This window comes from Curtobacterium sp. MCPF17_002 (genome assembly GCF_003234115.2).
Lineage (GTDB): Bacteria > Actinomycetota > Actinomycetes > Actinomycetales > Microbacteriaceae > Curtobacterium.
The window spans coordinates 1,381,028-1,401,922 of record NZ_CP126251.1; the positions used below are offsets into that span (position 1 = coordinate 1,381,028).

Sequence of the window (20,895 nt, forward strand, 5' to 3'; positions counted from 1 at the left end):
CCGGCCGTCTGGGCGAGCCCGGACAACGCCGAGGTCTTCAAGGCGCTGAAGCCGGCGAAGGGCTGATCACGATGGGATCGCGACCGAGGAGCACTCGACGATGACCTACTTCCTGCGCAAGATCGGCTTCTACGTCGTCGCACTCTGGGCGGCACTGACGCTGAACTTCATCATCCCCAGGCTCCTGCCCGGGAACCCCGTGGACATCCTGCTCGCCAAGCTCCAGCAGCGCGGCGGACAGGTGACCCCGGCGACACGGCAGGCGTACGAGCTGCTCCTCGGTGGCGATTCCTCGGAGCCGCTCATCTCCCAGTACGGCCACTACATCGTCAACGTGTTCCGCGGTGACCTCGGGGTGTCCGTCAGCTACTTCCCGGCCCCCGTCACCGAGGTCATCGCGAGCTCGCTGCCGTGGACCATCGCCCTGGTCGGGATCGCCACGATCCTCGCCGCGATCATCGGCGTCGGCCTCGGCGCCTTCGTCGGGTGGCGTCCCGGCACCTGGCTCGACTCGTTCGTGCCGGCCACCACCCTGCTCGCCGCGGTGCCGTACTTCTGGCTCGCGCTGATCCTGGTGTACTTCTTCGCCACCGGGCTGCACCTCTTCCCGGCGCAGGGCGGCTACGACGTCGTGCTCAACCCGGGGTTCAACGGGGACTTCATCGGGTCGGCGATCAAGTACGGAGTGCTGCCGGCGGTGACGATCGTGCTCGCGTCCCTCGGCGGCTGGCTGCTCGGGATGCGCAACATGATGGTCTCGACGCTGTCCGAGGACTACATCACCACCGCGCAGGCGAAGGGCCTGTCCGACGGCAAGATCCTGCGGAACTACGCCGCCCGGAACGCCGTCCTGCCCTCCGTCGCCGGCTTCGCGATCTCCCTCGGGTTCATCGTGTCCGGCTCCGTCGTCACCGAGCAGGTGTTCTCCTACCCGGGCATCGGGTCGAAGCTCCTCTCCGCGGTGACGAACAACGACTACGCGCTCATGCAGGGGATCTTCCTGTTCATCACCCTGGCGGTGCTCGGCGCGAACCTCGTCGTCGACCTGCTCTACGGGATCATCGACCCGCGCACGCGGGCTCGGGCATAGGGAGGGGACGACCGTGACCAACATCCAGCAGGAGACCGAGCCCACCATCGGCGCACTGGCGGAGGAGGCCGACACCACCACGTCGATCGCCACCCGCCGGGCGACGAAGGGCGGCTTCCGTCGCTTCCTCCCGACCCTCACCCCGTGGCTGATCACCGGCATCGTGCTCATCCTCGGCGTGACGCTGTTCGGGGTCCTCGGGCCGCTGCTCGTCGGCGACCCGACCACGATCCGCGACTCCGGCCTGCAGGGGCCGAGCGCGGCGAACCTCCTCGGCACCACCCAGACCGGCCAGGACGTCCTCGCGCAGCTCGCCTTCGCGACCCGCGGCAGCCTGCAGATCGGGCTGATCGTCGGGCTCCTCGCCACCGTGCTGTCGGCGTTCTTCGGCATCCTCGGGGCGTACCTCGGCGGGATCATGGACGAGGCGTTCTCGCTCTTCTCGAACGTCTTCCTCGTGATCCCGGGTCTGCCGCTCGTCATCGTCATCTCCGGCCTCGTGCCGCGTGAGGCGCGCGGGCTCTGGACCATCGCCGTCGTCCTCGCGATCACGTCGTGGGCGGGGTCCGCCCGGGTGCTCCGTGCGCAGACGATGTCGATCCGGAACCGCGACTACGTGTCCGCCGCACGGGTCGCCGGAGAGCGGCCGTGGCGGGTGATCGCGGTCGAGATCCTGCCGAACCTGCTGCCCGTCCTGGCGTCGCAGTTCGTCTTCGCCGTGATCGCGGCGATCCTCGGGGAGGCCGGTCTGTCCTTCCTGGGGCTCGGAGCATCGAACTCGTCGACGCTCGGCACGATGCTCTTCTACGCCCAGAACGGCTTCGCGCTCGCCAACGGTGCGTGGTGGTGGTTCGTGCCGCCTGGCCTGCTGATCGCACTGCTCGGCATGGGCCTGTCGCTCGTGAACTTCTCGATCGACGAGGTCATCAACCCGCGCCTCGCCAACGTGCGGGCACAGCGCCGCCGCGAACGTCGCCTCCGTCGCGCGGCGCGTTCCACCCGGACTGGAGGCGCGGCCCGCGTCGCCGCCGCCGGTCACGACAGCGCGCATCACGACAGTGCGCATCACGACACGAAGGGGGCCGGCCGATGACCGCCACCGAGACCTCGACCGCCGGACCGGTCGTCGCCACCGCCGCGGGCCGCCGCGACGCCGTGCTCACGATCGAGCACCTCGACGTCGTCTACGAGACCGAGCACCCCGTGCACGCCGTGAAGGACGTCTCGCTGACGCTCGCGCCCGGCGAGATCCTCGGGCTGGCGGGGGAGTCCGGCTGCGGCAAGACGACCCTGGCCTACGCCATCACCCGGCTGCACCGCCCGCCGGCGAAGGTCACCTCGGGGAGCATCACCTTCCACGACCGCGACGGCACCGACGTCGACCTGCTCGGCCTGCCGCACGAGCAGCTGCGGGCCGTGCGCTGGTCGAAGCTGTCCATGGTGTTCCAGGGGGCGATGAACGCGCTCAACCCGGTCACCACGATCCGGGCGCAGCTCGACGACGCGCTCAAGGAGCACCGCCGCGGGCTGTCCCGGAAGGAACGCCGCGCCATCGCCGAGGACGCCCTCAGCCGCGTCGGCGTCGACCCCTCCCGCATCACCGCCTACCCGCACGAACTCTCCGGCGGCATGCGGCAGCGCGTCATGATCGCGATGGCGATGCTGCTCGAACCACAGATCATGATCATGGACGAACCGACCACGGCCCTCGACGTCGTGGTGCAGCGGGAGATCCTGCGCGAGATCGTCCGGCTCCGTGACGAACTCGGCTTCGCGGTCGTGTTCATCACGCACGACCTGCCGCTGCTCCTCGAGATCAGCGACCGGATCGCGATCATGCTCCGCGGCGAGGTCGTCGAGTTCGACCGCGCCTCGGCCATCCAGCACGAGCCCAAGCACCCGTACACGAAGCGGCTGCTGCAGTCGTTCCCGAGCCTGTCGGGGGAGCGCGGCGCGTTCATCCGGACCGGCGTCGACTCGGGGATCGAAGAGGAGATCGCGTCATGACCAGTGTGACCGTCAGCCACCTCGGCAAGGACTTCCACACCCGGAAGGGCCTCCGCCGCCAGACCCTGCGCGCCGTCGACGACGTGTCGTTCGAGCTGCAGCCCGGCCGCACCGTCGCCCTCGTCGGGGAGTCCGGCTCGGGGAAGTCCACCATCGCCCGGATGCTCGCGAAGCTCGAGTCCACCACGCGCGGCTCGATCGACGTCCGGCTCGACGACGGCACACCGGTCGTCGGCAGCCTGTACCGGCGGAACGTGCAGATGGTGTTCCAGGACCCGTTCGCGTCGCTCAACCCGTTCCACTCGATCGAGCACCACATCGCCCGGCCGCTGCAGCTGCACCACCGCACGCACGGGGCCGACGAGACCGCCGCGCGCGTCCGCGAGCTCCTCGGCCGGGTGAACCTCGACGAGGACTTCGCCACCCGCCGACCGCACGAACTCTCCGGCGGCCAGCGGCAGCGCGTCGCGATCGCCCGGGCACTGGCACCGGGCGCGCAGGTGCTCGTCGCCGACGAACCGGTGTCGATGCTCGACGTGTCGATCCGGTTGAGCGTGCTCAACCTGCTCGGACGCCTGCAGCGGGAGGACCGGCTCGCCGTCCTGTACATCACGCACGACCTCGCGACCGCGCGGCACTTCTCCGACGAGATCCTGGTGCTCTACCGCGGCCGGGTCGTCGAGCGCGGGCCCTCGGACGCCGTCATCCTCGACCCGCACCACGACTACACGCGTCTGCTCGCCGAGGCCGCACCGGACCCGGAGCGAGGCGACCGTCGCGTCACCGCGGGGCCGGCGCTCGACCGCTCGACCATCGACAACACCGTCTGCTACGACCACGCCGTCGGCGACTGGGTGTCGAGCGTCCCGGCACCGGTCGGGGCGCGATGAGCACGGTGTTCACCGACTGGGTCACGGACGGGTTCGCCGTCCGGTTCCGGATCGACCCCCACCAGCCCGTCGCGCTCGTGTCGTTCGTGGCGGCCGGCGGGGTGCTCGCCGACGGCCCCGACGACCCGCAGCCGCTCGTCGAGCTGACGACCGTCGGGCACGGCCGGTTCCCGGGTGGGTTCCGGCACGTCGACTCCACGATCGGGGCGCGACTGCGACCCGTGTCGCATTCGGGGTCCGCAGACGGGACCGACCTGTGGTTCCGGATCGTGCAGGCGGACGCGGCCACGGGCCTCCAGGCCGAGTCGGTGTTCCGGGCGCGAGCCGGCGTCGCGGCGTTCCGGACGTGGACCGAGGTGTCCACTGAGCGGGGCGAGCACGTCGTGGACTTCGTGTCCTCGTTCGCGACCGGGGCGTTCCTGACGGACGCGGGCGTCGGTGTCGACGAGTTCGCGCTCACGCACGCCGACAACGACTGGGCGGCGGAGAGCCGGTGGCGGACCGACGCCGTGCGGGACATCGGGCTCGCGCGCATCGACCGCGAGGCCCAGCACCACCCGCCCCGCAGCCGTGCCGTCGTGCAGAACCGCGGGTCGTGGTCGACCGGGGAGGCGCTGCCGATCGGGGTGCTGTCCGCCGCGTCGCCCGCGGCTGTGCCGGCGTCGGCCGGGTCGCCGTCGTACTCGCTCGTGTGGCAGGTCGAGCACAACGGGCCGTGGCTGTACGAGCTGGGGGAGACCCGGCGGCACGCGTACGTGCTGTGCAGCGGGCCGACCGACCAGGAGCACCAGTGGACCACGGTCGTCGCGCCCGGGCAGCCGTTCGTCTCGGTGCCGGTGTCGGTGGGGATCGCGACCTCGGTGTCGTCGGCGTTCGCCGTGCTGACGTCGCAGCGGCGGGCGTTCCGCGCGGAGCGGCCAGCGGACCTCGCGTTGCCGCTCGTGTTCAACGACTACATGAACACGCTCATGGGCGACCCGACCACGGAGAAACTGCTGCCGCTCATCGACGCGGCCGCCGACGCCGGAGCGGACCTGTTCTGCATCGACGCCGGCTGGTACGCCGAGGGGCACTGGTGGGACACCGTCGGCGCGTGGGAAGAGGCCACGTCGCGGTTCCCGGGCGGGCTGTCCCTCGTGCTCGACCACATCCGTTCGCGCGGGATGCAGGCCGGGCTCTGGCTCGAGCCCGAGGTGATCGGGATCCACTCGCCGCTCGCGTCGTCGTTGCCGTCGTCCGCCTTCGTGCACCACCACGGTGTGCGGGTCGCCGAACACGGGCGGCACCTGCTCGACCTGCGCTCGCCGGAGGCCCGGGCACACCTGGACGCGGTCGTCGACCGGCTGGTCGGGACGCTCGGGGTGACGTTCTTCAAGATGGACTACAACACGATGACCAGGCCGTGGTCGGGGTCCCTCGAACACTCGCGTGCGCTGCTCGACTGGCTCGACGACGTGCAGGAGCGGTACCCGGCGTTGCTCATCGAGAACTGCGCCTCGGGGGCGATGCGGGCGGACTTCGCGATGCTCTCGCGGCTGCACATGCAGTCGACCTCGGACCAGCAGGACCCGGTGCTGTACGCGTCGATCGCGGCCGCTGCGCCCGCCGCGATGCTGCCCGAGCAGGCGGGGAACTGGGCGTACCCGGCGCCGTCGATGTCGTCGGACCTGTTCGAGTTCGCGCTCGTGAACGGGGTGCTCGGGCGGATGTACCTGTCGGGGTACCTCAACGAGATGTCGGCTGCGCAGCGGGCGGTTGTGGCGTCGGCGATCGAGGCGCACCGTGCCGTCTTGGACGTCATCTCCGCCGCCGTGCCGGTGTGGCCGCTCGGGCTGCCCGGGTGGGAGGACCCCTGGGTGGCGCTCGGGCTGCGGGCTCCTTCCGGGGAGCTCTTCCTGTCGGTGTGGGCGTTGCCCGGGGCCGGGTCGGCGGTGTCGTTGCCGCTGCCTGACCTCGTCGGGCGGTCGGTCTCGGTGTCGGCCGTGTTCCCGACATCGCTCGGGGCGTGGGACGTCACGTGGGATGCTGCCGCGGGGGTGCTCCACGTCGCGAACGGCGGTGCGACCCCGACGGCGCGGGTGCTCCGGATCCGGCCGGAGGGGGCCTGAGCGGGGGTGCTGAGCGGGCGCGTGTCGGATGGCAGCCGGTGCGTGTGCGTGGGACGGGAGGCGCGGTGCGGGCAGGTGCCGCGCCTCCTGGCCGGTGGGTGGTGCGGTGCGTCGTCAGCGCCAGCTGCGGCGGAGCGCCCGGAACCAGGGCGGGGTGAGCGCCGGCGGCAGGTACCACGTCGAACACGCTCCGAGGAGTGCGATCGTCGCGGGGACCCAGAAGAGCCAGTCCGGTCGGTCGGGCATCGCGAGCACGATGCTCACCAGGACGATGCCGAGGCCGAACCAGAACAGGCCGAAGACCCAGTACGACAGGCCGCCCTTCGCCCAGGCGCGCCAGAGGCCGGTGTAGCCGAGCAGGCCGATGAGCATGCACACGGCGCCGATGATCCAGATCACAGGGCGCTCCAGCTTCGGTCGAGCAGTTGCGGGAGCGCCTCGAACACCCAGTAGGACGGCACGAGCTGCAGTCGTGACCCGCCGTCCACGCGGATCCGCAGGTGCGACGCCGAGCCCATGAAGACGAGGGGGAGTCCGTCGTCGGACCCCGGCACCGCGATCGACACCGTCGACCACGGCTCGCGCCAGCGTGCAGCGAGGACGGGGCCGGCGTCGGCGGGGGGATCGACCTCGCGGCCCGCGACCATCGCGTCGACCACGTCGTCCGACACCACCCGCGACTCGTCGTCGTCCGGGTCGGCCACCGGCCAGAACGGCTCGATGCCCGACCAGGCGACCAGTCGCGCCACGGCTGCGGTGAACGGGAGGAGGTCGATCGTCTCGTTGTCGTCGTGCACCGTGCGGACGACAGCGTCGGGGCCGCTCGCCCAGCACGACCACGTCGTCGTCCCGGAACGGTCGACGCGTTCGGCCGCGAGGGTGCGACCCGCCCGCTCGACGATGCCGGCGATGGTCGTCGCGGTGTCGCTCGCGCCGCCGAACCGGCCGAGCAGGCCGGCCTCGCGCAGTGCCGTGGCGGCCGGGGTGTTGCGCTTCGCCGCGGAGACGAGTCCGCGTCCGCGGAGGTCGAACAGCGCCTGGAGGGCACCGGACGGCAGCGTGAACGCCGGTTCGGGGAGCGGTTGCCCCTGTGCCTGGTCGAGGCGCTCGAGGGGCTGACCGGCGTACTGCGTGGCGAACGAGTCGAGGAGGTGGTTCACGCGAGGACCTCCAGGGTGCTGAGGACGGCGATCGAGTCGAACGTTCCGACCAGTGCCGCGTAGGCGTCGAGGCCGGCGCTGCACGTGAGGTCGATGCGGCTCCCGCCCTTCGTCCCGGTGAACTTCGTCACGGCGACCGTCACGCCGTCGTACTCGTAGAGGAACTGCATCCGGCGGTCGAACGGGCCCTGGGGCCAGGGCGTCACGGAGACGACGTGCGACCAGGGCATCATCGCGCGGGCCTCGGCGATCGCGTTCGACGAGTCGGCGACGATGTCCCCGGCGGACTCGACCACCGAGAGCACAGCGTTCTCGCGGAATGCGACGTCTGGATCGGCGGACGGTCCCGGTCGGACCACGGCGAGCGCACCGGTGCGGTCGTCGTCGATCCAGTCCGCCGGCACGTGCAGCCCACCGATGGAGGTCTCGCGAACACGCCAGCCGACGATGTCTGCGCTCATACCCAGATCTGCGCTCACACCCTGATCTGCGCCGCTCATCCCGTGATCTTGTCCCATAGTCCCTTGGCCGCTTCGCCGATCTCCTCGCCGACCCCGCTCCCGACGATACCGCCGACGATGCCGCCCACGATGCCTCCGATCGCCGTGCCCGGACCGGGGAACACGCTGCCGATGGTGGCGCCGATCTCTGCACCGACGATCGCGCCGCCCCACGCGCCGGCCGCAGACGAGCCGCCGACGATGACGGCGTTCTCCGTCGCGCTCGCCTGCTTCTCGCCCTCGGTCCACTCGGGGTGGGTCTGCGAGTCCTCCTGGTACTGGTCGGCGTACGCGGAGCCGATGGTGAGCACCGTCCCCGCGACACCGAGTGCCCGCCCGCCGACCTCGGCGACCTTGGGCAGCGCGGACTTCGTCGCGCCGTCGTCCCACACCATCGAGAAGTGGTTCTTCGTCGTCACGTCGGGTTCCGGCTGCGTGATGAACGACTGCGCCGTGTGCTCCGGGAGCAAGAAGGTGCTCCCCGGACGTGTGGCGAACGACGTTCCCTTCCACTCCAGGACCGGCTGGACCTTGATGGTGTCGAGCGACCGGGTCTCCACGGCGATCTCGAGCCGACGGACACGGTTCGTGGCTTCCTCGGCGAGACCGATCGCCGTTCCCGACGGTTCGCCAGCCGCTGCGTCGACCACGTTCCGGATCTGCGTGACACCGGCGTACTTGGCGAGCGAACGGAGTCCGCTGGCGCAGTCGGCGTCCGCTGCTTCGACATCGGCGTTGAACGTCCGGACGCGTCCAGCGAGGTCGGTCGTGGCGCTCGCGAGAGCGTCGGCCTGCGTCCCGTCGGGGTCCGAGTCAGCTGGGGCGTCGGCGGCGTCGCGCACCGCGGTGTCGTGCGAGCTGATGTCCGACACGAGGGTCGCCCGGCGTGTGGCGAGGTCGGCCAGGACCGTGGCGTACGCGTCGAGCACGCGCTGGACCTGCTGGACGTCACCCGCGACGATCGCCGCGACGGCCTTGGGTGCATCCATCGCCACGTGCACCCTGCCGGCCTCCGGTGCCTGGTAGACCCCGGGTGCCGACAACCCTGCCCAGCCCGTCGCGACCGCGTCGGTCGCTTCAGTGGTCTGCGTCGCGATCGCGGCGAACGCCGCCGAGGCCTCACTGACCGCGGCCGCGTCCGGGAGCATCGCCGGCGTCCCGATCGTCGTCATTCGTCCCCACCCCACTCGACATCGGCCACGTGCCGGTTCGCGTTCGTCGCCATCTCCTCGTCGCCACGCTCGTAGGCGGCGATGGCGGAGCGGGTCGCAGCGATCGCGGTGCTCACCTGCTGCTTCGCCGCCACGATGTCGACGCCGAGCGGATCGATCGCCAGGTCCGCCAGCGCCGCAGCGCTCTGCGTCCCGCCGCGGACCGCGCCGATCGCCTGTCCGATCGCGGACTCCATCGTCCGCGTCGCCGTGGCGATCCCTTCGGCGTCGGACTCCGCCTGCGTGATGATCGCGCGGGCCTGGCCCGGTTCGATCTGCCAGCTCGTCATGTTCTCCCCCGGTTCGATGACTGTGCCTCACGACCATACGATGGGGGTGCTACGGGTGCAAAACAGGGGAGCAGAACGTGGGCGCAGCGGTCTGGCTGATCGTGATCGGAGGCGTGTTCGTCGTCCTCGGCGGACTCGCGTACGCAGGACTCTGGCGGTCGTGGATGCGACGGAGTACACCGTCGATGCCCTTCGGCCTGTTCTGGATCGGCCTGGCGCTCGCTTGCGAAGGGGTCGCGGCGTTCTTCTTCAACGGGCCCGTGGCGCTCGCCCTCGTCTTGATGCTGGCGTTCGTGCTGTGCGGTGTGCTCGGGATGTGGTTGCTGTTCGATGGTGCACGGTGGGCCACACCGCGGTGGTCACGACGGGCGGCTCGCCGATGAGCCGGCACGTGCCGTGGGACCCCTGGCCCGACGTGCGCTGGGATGCGCTTGCCGTCGTCGGCGGTCTCGTGCTCGAGGTGCCCGAGGGCTGGACGGTCAGCGAAGTCGGATCCGGCGTCCGGCTCGACCGAGAAGACGACGCGCTGTCCATCGACGTGCGGCGACTCTCCGGCGACCCGGCTGCCGAGATCATCCGCCGAGTCGAGGACCGACCGGACGCCCTGGTGCTCGAAGCCACCGCCGACCGCGTCCTCGTCGCCCTGCCCGAGGCGGACGACGTCGTCATCCGTGACCTCCGGACCCTGCGCGACGTGCGGGTCGAGGTCACCGTGGAGTGCTCGGCCCGTGACTGGCCGGATGCCGCCGTGGTCGTCGACGGGATGCTCGACTCGCGGTGGCGCCAGGCCCCCGACGAGCCGACGACCAGGAACCGAAGGGTCGCCGCAGCGGCAGCCCCTGGCCCGACCCTGCCGTGGCGTACGCCCGACGGGGTGCTCGACCACCTCGTACGGTTCCGGGACCGCGGCTTGGTGCCGGCATCTGCGCGGCGATCCGAGGCAGGAGTCGCCGCGCGCGAACTCGGGTTCGTCGGCCGCTTCGGAGGGGTCACGGAAAAGGGTGACGAACTCGTCGGTCCGGTGGTCGACCACGACGCACTGCTCGTCGTCGAGTCGAGCGACCCCGCGAGCGACACCCCGCCACAGCGCTGGGCGTGCTGGCTGCAGGGCCAGAAGTGCGTCGTGCGGGCGTCGCAGGACGACGGCTCGGAGGCCCTCGGGATCGTGCGGCCGGGCTCGCTCGTGGCGCACCTGCTCCAGTGGCTCGACATCGACCCCGTCGACTCGGTCGGTGTCGGCGAGCCGGTGACGATCACGACGGCGCAGTACGAGGACCGCTCCGGTCCGTGCCCGAGCGACGTCGAGTGGTTCCAGCGCGCCTGGGCCGCACCGCGGTGGCAGTTGGTCAACGGTTGGAGTCACCAGGCGGGGAAGGGCGTGCACGGGATGATCGTGCCGGGCGTCGGTGCGCTGACGTGGGAACGCGGTGAGGACACGATCACGCTCCGCCCCGAAGACACTGCGGTGATCGTCCGCTCGGCGATCGAGGGCGTCAACGCCTTCGTCGCGGTGACCAGCGGGGCGCAGTCGCAGCGCTGATCAGCGGAGCAGGCCGAGCTCCATCGCGCGGGTCACCGCCCGCGTCCGGTCGTTCACGCCGAGCTTCTCGAACACGTGCCCGAGGTGCGTCTTCACCGTCGTCTCGCTGAGGAAGAGCGTGCGGCCGATCGCCGGGTTCGAGTTGCCCTGCGCGACGAGCTGCAGGACCTCGAGCTCGCGCGGCGACAGGGCCGGACCGGCAGCAGGCCTGCCCGTGGTGCGGCGGACGAGCGCCGCGGCCGCCGAGGGAGCGAGCGCCGTCTCGCCCCGGGCCGTGGCACGGAGCCCCGCCAGGATCTCGGACTCCGGCGCGGCCTTCAGCAGGTACCCGGCAGCGCCGGCCTCGATCGCGGCGAGGATCTGGTCGTCGGACTCGTAGGTGGTCAGGATGAGCACGCGGATCGACGGCTCGCGGGCCAGGATCCGTGCGGTCGCCGCGTCGCCGTTCAGCCCCGGCATGCGGAGGTCCATCAGGACGACGTCCGGCCGCTCGGCGAGGGTGATCGCCACGGCTGATTCGCCGTCGCTCGCCTGCCCGACCACCTCGACGTCGTCGGCGTCCTGCAGCAACGCGACGATCCCGGCGCGGACGATCGGGTGGTCGTCCGCGACGACGACACGGATCACCGTCTCGCCGCCGTCACGGGGACGGTGACCGCCTGGAGGCGCGGCTCGGCCCCGGTGGGCAGCGACACCTCGACGACGGTGCCACGTCCGACATCGCTCGTGATCGTGCAGGTCCCGCCCGCGAGGGCGAGCCGCTCGCGCAGTCCGCGCAGGCCGTGGCCCGCGGTCGGGACGGACGGGTCGAATCCGACCCCGTCGTCCGCGACCCGGAGCCCGACCTGCTCGGCTGCCACGTGCAGTGCGACGTGCGCCGAGGCGGCGCGGGCGTGTGCGCGGACGTTGGCCAGGGCCTCTTGCCCGGCGCGCAGCAGGACCACCTGGGTGTCGCGGTCGAGCACGCAGTCGGGGGCGTCGACCGAGACGGCGATGCCGGTCTCGCGGGTGAAGCGTTCGCCGAGTCGGTGCAGGGCGGCGCCGAGGCCGTCGCCGGCGACCCCGGCAGCGCCGGCGGCGACGAGGGTGCGGGATTCCTCGAGGGCCGCGCGCGCAGACTCTTCGAGGATGGTGAGCCGTTCGTCCAGGCGGTCGACGCGGTCCGCGGCGAGGTCGCCCCGGGCGCGTTCGGTGAGCATGACGATGCCGGCGAGGTTCTGCGCGACGGTGTCGTGGAGCTCGCGGGCCAAGCGTTCGCGCTCGGACGTGACGCCCGCGTGACGGTGGGCCTCGGCGAGGGAGTCCTGCGTGGCGCGCAGCTCTTCGACGAGCTGTCGGCGCTCCTCGGACAGATCGGCGACGCTCGAGATCCACACGCCCATCGCGCACGCGCCGATCACGCTGATGCCCTCGATGAGGATGGTGCTGACCAGGGCGTCCGGGCCGCTCGAGACCTGCAGGCCGATGCCGCTCGCCACTCCGACCGCGACGGACAGCAGGATCGCGGTGCGGATGCGCTCGGACTGCACCCAGACCAGGGGGAAGACGATGCACTGCACGAACGCGGTGCTCGGGACGACCGCCGGCAGGACGAGCGCTGCGGCGACGACGAGGGGCAGGAACGCGGTAGCGGCGCGGGCGTCGTCGTAGCCGCGGTGGCCGAATGCGGCGTAGGCCACGACGAGCACCACGATCGCGGTGTACGCGGGCCACCGGGTCGCCCACGGTGACCACCCGAACGCGGTGATCACGGCGGTGAGGACCATCGTGCCCGCGAAGAAGACGTGCAACCACCGGTTGCGCACCCACGTCTCGCCGCTCATGCGCCCAGCATCCCATCCAGCCGGCGACTGCCGACGGTTCTCCACAGGCATGATCACGCGTCCTTGCGGTTCCACCGGAACGTCAGCAGGCAGGCCACCGCGCCCACGACCAGCCATGCTGCCAGGACGAGCATGCCGAGACCGAGGTGCCACGCGCCTCCAGGCTCGGCGGACGCGAACGCGTCAGGGAGGAAGACCGACCGCATGCCGGACGCCATCCAGCGGAGGGGGAAGACGGACGCGACGTTCTGCAGCCAGTCGGGCAGCTGCGTGAAGGGCAGGTAGACACCGGAGATGAACTGCAGGACCAGGACGATCGGGACGATCGTGGCGGTGGCACGGCGACCCTCGCGGGGGAGTGCGGAGATCGCGATGCCGAGGACGCAGCTCGTGGCGACGCCGAGGAACATGATGCCGGCGAAGCGTGCCCACGCGCCGCCGTCGGTCGGCAGGCCGACGCCGAAGACCAGGCTCGCGATCGCCAGGAGCAGGGCGGTCTGCACGATCGTCGTGACGAGGACCATGCCGATCTTGCCGATGAAGTAGCTCAGCACCGGCAGCGGGGTGCCGCCGAGACGCTTGAGCGTGCCGTCGCTGCGCTCGCCGGCGATGTCCACGCCGAGGGACTGCGTACCGGAGAGCAGGATGCCCGTCGCGACCAGGCCGGGCAGGTAGTAGGTGGCGTAGTCGACGCTGACGTTCGGTCCCGCCTGGATGTCGGGGGCGCTGCTGAACGCGACCGAGAACAGCGCCAGCATGACGATGGGGAAGAGGAAGGTGAAGAAGACGGCATCGGGAGCCCGGAAGTACGAGCGGAGTTCGTAGCCGATGCGATGGGCGCCGATGGTGGCGGGGTTGGTGGTGCTCATCGTTGGCCGACCATTCCGAGGTAGACGTCCTCGAGGGACGGGCGGATGACTTCGAGGTCGTGCATCGGTTCCGGGTTGCCCCGGATCAGCGCGGTGGGGTCGCTCGTGCGCTGTTCGTGTCGTTCGCCGGTGTCGTCGCGCCAGGTCACCCGTGGTGTGCGCGCTTCGGTGCCGCCGATCTCGTCGATCGGGGCGATGTCGAGCAGCTTCCCGTCGGCGATCACCGCGGCCCGGTCGGCGAGGTGTGCGGCCTCGTCGAGGTAGTGCGTGGTCAGCAGGATCGTGGTGCCCTCGCGCTTGACCTCGTCGATGAGGTCCCAGAAGCGGCGACGGGCCTCGGGGTCGAAGCCCGTCGTGGGTTCGTCGAGGAACAGGACCTCCGGCCGGCCGATGATGCCGAGCGCGACGTCGACGCGTCGGCGCTGCCCGCCGCTCAGCCGTGCGATCCGGGTGTTGCGCTGCTCGGCCAGGCCGGTCTTGTCGAGGAGCTCCTCGACGCTGCGGTGCCGCGGGTAGAGCGTCGTGAAGTGGCGGAGCTGTTCGGCGACGGTGACGTTGGGGGACTCCGCGCTGGTCTGCAGGACGATGCCGATGCGGGCGTTGTGGCTGCGGCTCGTGCGGGCCGGGTCGTGGCCGAGCACCCGTGCTTCGCCGCCGGTGCGGGTGCGGTAGCCCTCGAGGATCTCGACCGTGGTGGTCTTGCCCGCGCCGTTCGGGCCGAGGAGGGCGAAGGTCTCGCCGCGGTGGATGTCGAAGCTCACGTCGTCGACGGCGCGCTTGCCGGTGGGGTACTGCTTCGCGAGGTTGCGGACCGCGATGGCGGGGGTGTCGGGCATGCGTCCAGCGTGCTCGGTTGTGGCGCCGGGTGGATCGGCGGGGTCGGTGGTGGTCCATCCTCCGATCGGGGGATGCACGTTTCTTTTCGTCGTTTGTCCGATCCGGTCCGCGAACCCCGGGATTCGCGGACCGGATCGGACAACGTGTGGGGCGATCGTGCCGGGCCGTGGAGCTGCCCGGGGCGCGGGTCAGCGCATCCGCGTGGACGCGATCCCGCCGTCGACGTCGATCGTGCCGCCGTTCACGAAGGCCGCCTCGTCCGACACGACCCACCGCACCGCGCGCGCGATGTCCACCGGCTGCACCGGTCGGCCCGCCGGGGTGCCCTCCGTCATGGCCGCCAGGACGTCCGCCGAGTCCGCGTTGCCCGGTGTCGCCGTCGCGCCCGGGGACACGGTCACGACGCGGATGCCGCGGTGCCCGTACTCGGCGGCCCAGGCGCGCGTCAGCTGCTCGACCGCCGCCTTCGTCGCCGGGTAGAGCGCCATGAACGGCACACCGACCCGTGCCATCCACGAGCCGATGTTCACGATGTTCCCGGCGCCCTGCGAGGCCATCGCCGGGGCGAGGGCAGCGACCAGGACGTGCGGGGCGCGGATGTTCGTCGCCAGGAGCGCGTCGACGGTGTCGTCCGACAGCGATTCGGTCGGACCGGCCGGGTACACACCGGCGTTGTTCACGAGCACGTCGACGTGTCCGCCGAGCTGCTCGATCGCGGCGGTGGCGAGTGCGCGGACCTCGTCGGCACTGCCCGACAGGTCGGCGACCAGCGGGACGGCACGGCCGCCCTGCCGTTCGATGTCGGACGCGACTGCGCGGGTGCGGGCTCCGTCGCGGCCCGCGACGGCGACGGTCATGCCGGCTGCGGCGAGCTCGCGGGCGATGGCCTCGCCGATGCCGCTCGAGGCCCCGGTCACGAGGGCGGTCCGCTGGGTGTCGTTCGTTGTGGTGGTCATGTTCCGATGCTCGGGCAGGCGAGGGTCTCCGGGATTGCAGGGACCCACGAGGACCTTGCCCGATCCCGCAGCGCGCCCGCCGCACGCCCGCCACGCGCCCGCCGCGCACGAACACGCGGCCTGCACCGTCGGTCCGCCTGGGTAGGTTGGCAGACGTGGACCACCTCACTGGGCAGCACCTCGACCGGGCCGCGGCGATCGCGTCCGCGCACGCCGCCGTCCTCGGGTCCGACCACCCGGAGGCAACCGCACGCGCGGGGTCCGCGCACCGTGCCGATGCCCTCGGCCTCACCGTCTCGCGGGTGACCGAGCCGACCGGACTGTTCGACCGCCGGTACGTGCCGTCCCTGTCCGTCGTCCTCCGTGGCCGGAAACGCTCGATCGTCGGTGACGACGACCAGGTCTGGGGTCGCGAGCGCTTCATCATCACCCCGGTCGACCTGCCCGTCGTCGCCGGGGTCGTCGACACCGCCGGGAGCGACGGCTTCGTCTCCGCCGTCTGGCGTCTCGACCCGGCGGTCGTCGGCGAGGTCGTGTCGTCGATGTCCGCGCCGTCGGCCCCGCCTCGGGGCGAGGTGCCCCGGCTCGGCACGTGGACCGCCCCGCTCGCCGATGCGTTCGCTCGACTGCTCGCCCTGCTCGACGCTCCCGAGGACGTCCCGGTGCTCTTCCCCCTCGTCGCCCGCGAGGTCGTCCTCCGCCTGCTGCAGACCGAGCAGGCGCCGCGCATCACCGCGGCGCTCGACGGCTCCGGCACCTCGGTCGTCGCCGCCGCGACCGCCCTGCTCACCGGACGCATGGCCGAGCCGTGGTCGATGGACCGCCTCGCCCGATCGCTCCGGGTCAGCGAGTCCACCCTGTTCGCCCGCTTCAAGGAGGCGACCGGCATGACACCCGCGCAGTACCTCAAGCGGACGCGGCTCGGCGAGGCACGCCGGATGATGATCGTGCACGGCGACACCGCCGCTCGCGCGGCCTCGGCCGTCGGCTTCCGCAGTGCGTCGCACTTCTCGCGGGACTACCGGGAGGCGTACGGGCGTCCGCCGGCGGCGGACGCCGTCGCGGCGCGGGCGCAACTCGCGTTGGCGACGGCGGTGTAGCCGTGGAGACGGGACGAGTCGGACTGGAGGCGCGGGGCGGGCTGGTGCCGTGCCTCCCGGCCGTCAGTGGTCACGTCTCGAACCGCGGCCTGATGGCTGCCGTGAGGTTGCACGGAGCAACGTCCGGGTAGACCGGAACGATGCAGGTCGTCGGAGTCGAAGCGTTCGGAGGGCCCGGGGCCCTCGCCGTCCACGAAGTCCCGGAGCCGCACGCCGGCTCGGGCTCGGTCCGCATCCGGGTGCAGGCGTTCGCCGTGAACCCGACCGACACCGGGGTGCGCGCGGGGGAGCGTGATTCGTCGCAGGCCTCGCCGCCGTACGTACCCGGGATGGACGCCGCCGGGGTCGTCGACGAGGTCGGGCCGGACGTGTCCGGGTGGGCGGTCGGCGACGAGGTGATGGCCATCGCGCTCCCGCTCAGCACCCACGGTGGGGCGTACGTGCAGGAGCTCGTCGCGCCGGTCGGGTCGTTCACGCGGGTGCCGCGCGGGGTGTCGCTTCCCGCTGCTTCGACGGTGCCGATGAACGGGCTGACCGCGCTGCAGATCCTGTCTCGTGCTGCGCTCACTCCTGGGCAGACACTCGCCGTGACCGGAGCTGCCGGGCTGCTCGGGAACTACGTCGTGCAGCTGGCCCGTGCCGCGGGCGTCACCGTGATCGCCGATGCTGCTCCTGCTGACGAGGCGCTCGTGCGGTCGCTCGGGCCGGACCACATCGTGCCTCGTGGGGCGGGGTTCGCTGCGGCGGTGCGTGCGCTCGTGCCGGGCGGGGTCGATGCGCTCGCCGATGCGTCCGTGCAGAAGGACGAGGTGGTGGATGCCGTGAAGGACGGGGGAGCGTTCTTCAGCGTGCGGGGCTGGGAGGGCAACGGCGCTCGTGGCATCCGGTTCGACAAGATCATGGTGTTCGAGGAGTACCGGTCGTTCGACAAGCTCGAGCAGTTGCGGCATGCGGTGGAGAGCGGGACGGTGACGCCGAGGGTGGCGGAGGTGTTGCCGGCCGCGCGGGCTGCGGAGGCGCATGAGCGGTTGGAGGCTGGGGGGACGCGGGGGCGGTTCGTGTTGAGGTGGTAGGTCGCGATCGCGATCACGAGCGGATTGGAGGCGCGAGCCCATTTGCACCTCGCCTCCAGCCCGTCTCAATACACCCGGTCAGACAGCCGATATGCCACTGCCCGGCGTGAACCGCCACCGCTTTCCCAGTGCGTCCGTGAACGCGAGCGAGACCAAGGTCCACTTGTCCGCGACGGTGTACGGGCGGAAGAAGTGACCGGATTGCAGGAGCTCCTCGCAGCTCGAGAGCAGGGTCCATGCTCGGTTCTTGTGCTGACGCTTGAATGAAGGCACCCATTCCGCGTAGGATTCGCCCGGCAGGCAGACTTTTGCATTGAACGTCACTTCTTGGTTGCCGTTCATCGTCGCTGTTGCTTCGACTTGATGAATTGCTGCCTCGGCGCCGTTCCGGATGACGAGCACGTTCTTCCACTTACGCTTGTCCGATTCGTCCTCTTTCGAGTAGACGAATGAGACCCAGCCGCTGACGCGTGCCGCTTCCCGCTCGTCTCGATCATCCCTGGCGGCACGCTCCGCCCGCTTGGCTATGGTGAGGCTCCAGATGGAGATCGCCAGCGTCAGTGCGACACCGACCCACGCTGCAAGTGCTTCGCTACTCATCGTTTACAGCCCCCTGGTTGCATTGTTGGCAATCGATTCAGAAGTTATTGCATGACCGCGCTTCAGGCAAATCGTTCGGCCCTACCTGAGTGCGTATCAAGGCGCGCGTCAACGTCGACCCCCAATTCGCGGCACATCTCCCACTGAGTTTCGGAGCGAGAAAGAATGGATGGCGAAGGGCGCGTGCGAGTCCGACCAGGCCTCAAAGCGGCGCAGGGATGTCACTCAGAGCCATGGTGGGACGATTCACCGCCGCCCCGAGCCGCTGTCGCTCCTCGGACAGCACCTGAGCGATGAGTTTCGAGTCGGACACGTCCACCGCCTGAGCAGACGCGGACGCCGTCTCGCTCACCGCCGCGAAGTCCTCGAAGGTCTTCGCCTTGCGAGCCAGCATCCGGACGAGTGCCGCGTCGACGCCGTCCTCCGAGAGCAGCCGGTGGACCTGCACGGACTGCAGCTGGCCCATCCGTCGAGAGCGTGCGATCGCTTGCCACTCCGTTGTCGGCTTGAGCTGCGGTTCGCAGATGACGACGACGGACGCCGCTTGGATGTTGAGGCCGACGCCACCCGCTTCGATCTGCGCTACCAGGACCGCGCCGGCAGGAGCCCCAGCGAACTCGTCGACCAGGTCTTGTCGGGCCGATGCCGGTGTGCTTCCGGTCAGGGGACCGAAGACGATCCCGCCCACCGCGCGCTTCGCAGCGTCGAGCACCGCACGGTAGTACGAGAACACGAGGACTTTCCGGTCATTCGCCCGGGCCTCTTTGATGATCTCGACCAGCGACTCGACCTTGCTCGACCTGGGCCCGCCGGTCATCGCGAGCTGCCGCATGGCGTGGAAGTCGCCAGCTTCGACGGCAACGGCATGCGCACGTGCTTCCGCATCGGTCAGGTCGGTCCATTCCTCGACCTCGACGAGTGCGGGCAGTTCAGTGAGGACGTCCTCCTGCCGCCGGCGCAGGTACACCGGAGCGATCTGCTTCCGGAACCGCAGCGGACTGTCGTCGGACTGGTCGACGGAGAGGTCCGGTCGGATGTGGTCGATCAGCACGCGGAACTCGTCGACCCGGTTCTCGAGGGGAGTGCCGGACATCAGGATCGCGCGGTCAGCTCGACGCAGGAGCGCCCTGGTGTTCATGGTCCGCTTCGCGTCGGGGTTCTTCACGTAGTGCGCCTCGTCGACGATGACCGAAGCGAGCCGGAGGTCGTCCGGCGTCCGCGTCCGGAGCCACTCGAGGGTCTCGTAGGTGGTCACTCCGATCCCGCCCTCGTCGATCCATCGCTGGAACCCGAGCAGGCGAGCCGGGCCGTGCAACCGGAACGCTCGGACGCTGGTGTGACGCTCGGCCTCTCGCACCCAGTTCGCGACGACTGCGGCCGGACAGATCACCAGGAAGTACGGCGCTCGACCCGGCGTGGTGCCGGCGATGTGAGCGACGGCCGCGAGCGCCTCGACGGTCTTGCCCAGTCCCATCTCGTCGCCGATGACGACCCGCTGCTGCACGAGCGCGAAGGCCGCAGCGAACCGCTGGTATCCGCGGAGCGACGCGGAGAGCCGGGAGGTGTCGAGCGTGAACGCTTCCACCTGCGCGATGAGGTCGTCTCCGAGGTCTCCGCGCGTCGATGCTCCTGCCGGCTTGGTCAGGCCGGCTTCGTCGAGCAATGCGAAGAAGGCAGCAGGTCGCTGCAGGAAGTCCTGCCACGGATCCGCGTGCAGCTCGACGGTGCTCGCGTCGATCCGCTGTCTCCGCCGCCATGCGTCCTCAGCCAGCGTGAGGATCCGTTGCACGAGCTCACCGGCGTCGCGACCACTCTGGCCGGCCACGACGAGCGCCATCGACGCACCACGGGCAACCATCGTCGCGAGTGGCTGTAGCGCATCGATCAGCTCCTGCTCACGCGGACCGACCAACGCTTTCGCGGACTCCCATGTCTGCAGCGCTGCGACCAGTCCCAGGGTCTGGTCGTCGCGGTGCTCGGCATCGATGCGAACGACGGCGTCCTCGCGAGCAGCCGACTGCAATGCACGCGCCGCCCCGTTGATGCGCGCCGCCGTCGCCTCGCCGACTCCGGAGAACTGCCCCGGGAACACCGGGTGCCGGAGGACAGCCCCGACTGTGCGGACTCCGGCGTCGCGGAGCGCTGTGAGGCGGAGCCGGTCCCCGGTCGCCTCCCGGAGACGATCGATGTCCATCCCCTCGAGCGCGTTCACGGCGCCGGCTTCACGCTGCGTCCGTCCCGCCTCGACGACGGCGGCGTGTGCCGCGCGCTCACGCGCCACTGCGTCAGCCAGCCCGGCGATGACGGAGGGGAAGTCGCCGAAGGCGTCGAGGAAGAGCGGCGCCGCGCCACTCAGGTCCGGCGCTGCGGATGCGACGGGACCGCCTGGGGCAACCAGAACGTCCAGCGCAACGACGGGCCGCGGTGCCTCTCGATCGTCAACGGCTCGGAGGCGTTCCACCGCTCCGGTTCGATCGATCCACTCGAGCGTCTGGTCCAGGAAAGCATCGGCGCGCGTTGCCGCCTCGCGACGCTCGCGTCCGGCGAAGATCGCGGTGAGCCCGGACCCGCGGCGGACATCCTCGAGGGCCTTCGGGACGTCCTCGGACAATATGCGGATCAACGAGTCGGTCTGAGGTGTCGTCGGCGGCAGGGTGGCGGCCCGAACGAGATCGCTCGCGAGCGCTGTGTCCGGCGGCCCGACTGGGACGATCGTCCCTCGTTCCCCGTCCAGGTCGACCGTCGTTCTCCGCTGACGGAGCGCGGCGAGGGCGGTCTCCGCAGCTGCCCGGACGGCGATGCGATGAGCGAGCACGCCCGCCGCCGCCTGCCGGACCCTGT

21 protein-coding genes are annotated in these 20,895 nt (G+C 70.9%); 9 read left to right on the forward strand and 12 right to left on the reverse strand.

The window, feature by feature from the left end:
* Positions 1-100: 100 nt before the first annotated feature.
* The 5 genes from DEJ28_RS06540 to DEJ28_RS06560 are packed head-to-tail and all read left to right on the forward strand — an operon-like array spanning position 101 to position 6,095.
* Complete coding sequence (locus DEJ28_RS06540) at positions 101-1,090, forward strand: ABC transporter permease (RefSeq protein ID WP_111117117.1); 990 nt, start codon at positions 101-103, stop codon at positions 1,088-1,090.
* A 13-nt stretch (positions 1,091-1,103) separates the two neighbouring features.
* Complete coding sequence (locus DEJ28_RS06545; protein ID WP_258368245.1) at positions 1,104-2,183, forward strand: ABC transporter permease; 1,080 nt, start codon at positions 1,104-1,106, stop codon at positions 2,181-2,183.
* The gene (locus tag DEJ28_RS06550; RefSeq protein WP_111117118.1) at positions 2,180-3,097 is read left to right on the forward strand and encodes an ABC transporter ATP-binding protein; all 918 of its coding nucleotides are present in this window, start codon (positions 2,180-2,182) and stop codon (positions 3,095-3,097) included. The genes DEJ28_RS06545 and DEJ28_RS06550 overlap by 4 nt, the downstream gene beginning before the upstream one ends.
* Positions 3,094-3,987 carry an ABC transporter ATP-binding protein gene (locus tag DEJ28_RS06555; protein WP_111117119.1) on the forward strand — a complete coding sequence of 298 codons (894 nt, stop codon included), beginning with the start codon at positions 3,094-3,096 and terminating at the stop codon, positions 3,985-3,987. Before DEJ28_RS06550 ends, DEJ28_RS06555 begins: the two co-directional genes overlap by 4 nt.
* Positions 3,984-6,095: a glycoside hydrolase family 36 protein gene (locus tag DEJ28_RS06560; RefSeq protein WP_111117120.1), complete on the forward strand. Its 2,112-nt coding sequence runs from the start codon at positions 3,984-3,986 to the stop codon at positions 6,093-6,095. The genes DEJ28_RS06555 and DEJ28_RS06560 overlap by 4 nt, the downstream gene beginning before the upstream one ends.
* Before the next feature lie 114 nt (positions 6,096-6,209).
* On the opposite strand, the gene DEJ28_RS06565 is transcribed toward DEJ28_RS06560, so the two are convergent.
* From DEJ28_RS06565 to DEJ28_RS06585, 5 genes are read right to left on the reverse strand one after another with little or no spacing between them, the layout of a single operon-like run.
* Positions 6,210-6,494, reverse strand: a complete 285-nt coding sequence (locus DEJ28_RS06565) for a hypothetical protein (RefSeq protein WP_111117121.1) — start codon at positions 6,492-6,494, stop codon at positions 6,210-6,212.
* Complete coding sequence (locus DEJ28_RS06570) at positions 6,491-7,255, reverse strand: hypothetical protein (protein ID WP_111117122.1); 765 nt, start codon at positions 7,253-7,255, stop codon at positions 6,491-6,493. Before DEJ28_RS06570 ends, DEJ28_RS06565 begins: the two co-directional genes overlap by 4 nt.
* A complete protein-coding gene (locus DEJ28_RS06575) occupies positions 7,252-7,716 on the reverse strand; it encodes a hypothetical protein (RefSeq protein ID WP_111117123.1) in 465 nt (154 codons plus the stop codon). Before DEJ28_RS06575 ends, DEJ28_RS06570 begins: the two co-directional genes overlap by 4 nt.
* Positions 7,717-7,751: 35 nt before the next feature.
* Positions 7,752-8,927, reverse strand: a complete 1,176-nt coding sequence (locus tag DEJ28_RS06580; RefSeq protein WP_181433839.1) for a glycine zipper domain-containing protein — start codon at positions 8,925-8,927, stop codon at positions 7,752-7,754.
* On the reverse strand, positions 8,924-9,256 hold the full coding sequence (locus DEJ28_RS06585; protein WP_111117124.1) for a DUF6507 family protein: 333 nt from the start codon (positions 9,254-9,256) through the stop codon (positions 8,924-8,926). The genes DEJ28_RS06580 and DEJ28_RS06585 overlap by 4 nt, the downstream gene beginning before the upstream one ends.
* 77 nt (positions 9,257-9,333) lie before the next feature.
* On the opposite strand from DEJ28_RS06585, the gene DEJ28_RS06590 reads away from it, so the two are divergent.
* Together DEJ28_RS06590 and DEJ28_RS06595 are read left to right on the forward strand one after the other, a co-directional pair.
* Positions 9,334-9,639, forward strand: a complete 306-nt coding sequence (locus DEJ28_RS06590) for a hypothetical protein (protein WP_111117125.1) — start codon at positions 9,334-9,336, stop codon at positions 9,637-9,639.
* A complete protein-coding gene (locus tag DEJ28_RS06595; RefSeq protein WP_146248920.1) occupies positions 9,636-10,796 on the forward strand; it encodes a hypothetical protein in 1,161 nt (386 codons plus the stop codon). The genes DEJ28_RS06590 and DEJ28_RS06595 overlap by 4 nt, the downstream gene beginning before the upstream one ends.
* Here the strand turns inward: DEJ28_RS06595 and DEJ28_RS06600 are convergent, their stop codons facing one another.
* The 5 genes from DEJ28_RS06600 to DEJ28_RS06620 form a co-directional block, all read right to left on the reverse strand.
* Positions 10,797-11,423, reverse strand: a complete 627-nt coding sequence (locus DEJ28_RS06600; RefSeq protein WP_111117161.1) for a response regulator transcription factor — start codon at positions 11,421-11,423, stop codon at positions 10,797-10,799. It abuts the gene before it with no gap.
* Positions 11,420-12,619 carry a histidine kinase gene (locus DEJ28_RS06605; RefSeq protein WP_181433840.1) on the reverse strand — a complete coding sequence of 400 codons (1,200 nt, stop codon included), beginning with the start codon at positions 12,617-12,619 and terminating at the stop codon, positions 11,420-11,422. The genes DEJ28_RS06600 and DEJ28_RS06605 overlap by 4 nt, the downstream gene beginning before the upstream one ends.
* A 53-nt stretch (positions 12,620-12,672) precedes the next feature.
* Positions 12,673-13,488 carry an ABC transporter permease gene (locus DEJ28_RS06610; protein ID WP_111117128.1) on the reverse strand — a complete coding sequence of 272 codons (816 nt, stop codon included), beginning with the start codon at positions 13,486-13,488 and terminating at the stop codon, positions 12,673-12,675.
* Positions 13,485-14,324: an ABC transporter ATP-binding protein gene (locus tag DEJ28_RS06615; protein ID WP_111117129.1), complete on the reverse strand. Its 840-nt coding sequence runs from the start codon at positions 14,322-14,324 to the stop codon at positions 13,485-13,487. The genes DEJ28_RS06610 and DEJ28_RS06615 overlap by 4 nt, the downstream gene beginning before the upstream one ends.
* A 189-nt stretch (positions 14,325-14,513) precedes the next feature.
* A complete protein-coding gene (locus DEJ28_RS06620) occupies positions 14,514-15,281 on the reverse strand; it encodes an SDR family NAD(P)-dependent oxidoreductase (RefSeq protein WP_111117130.1) in 768 nt (255 codons plus the stop codon).
* Positions 15,282-15,436: 155 nt separating this feature from the next.
* On the opposite strand from DEJ28_RS06620, the gene DEJ28_RS06625 reads away from it, so the two are divergent.
* Entirely contained in the window at positions 15,437-16,381 is a 945-nt protein-coding gene (locus tag DEJ28_RS06625) for an AraC family transcriptional regulator (RefSeq protein ID WP_111117131.1), read from the forward strand.
* 140 nt (positions 16,382-16,521) lie between these two features.
* On the forward strand, positions 16,522-17,454 hold the full coding sequence (locus DEJ28_RS06630) for an NADP-dependent oxidoreductase (RefSeq protein WP_111117132.1): 933 nt from the start codon (positions 16,522-16,524) through the stop codon (positions 17,452-17,454).
* A gap of 78 nt (positions 17,455-17,532) precedes the next feature.
* Here the strand turns inward: DEJ28_RS06630 and DEJ28_RS06635 are convergent, their stop codons facing one another.
* Positions 17,533-18,054: a hypothetical protein gene (locus DEJ28_RS06635; RefSeq protein ID WP_111117133.1), complete on the reverse strand. Its 522-nt coding sequence runs from the start codon at positions 18,052-18,054 to the stop codon at positions 17,533-17,535.
* 202 nt (positions 18,055-18,256) lie between these two features.
* Entirely contained in the window at positions 18,257-20,869 is a 2,613-nt protein-coding gene (locus DEJ28_RS06640; protein WP_181433841.1) for a DEAD/DEAH box helicase, read from the reverse strand.
* Positions 20,870-20,895 lie beyond the last annotated feature (26 nt).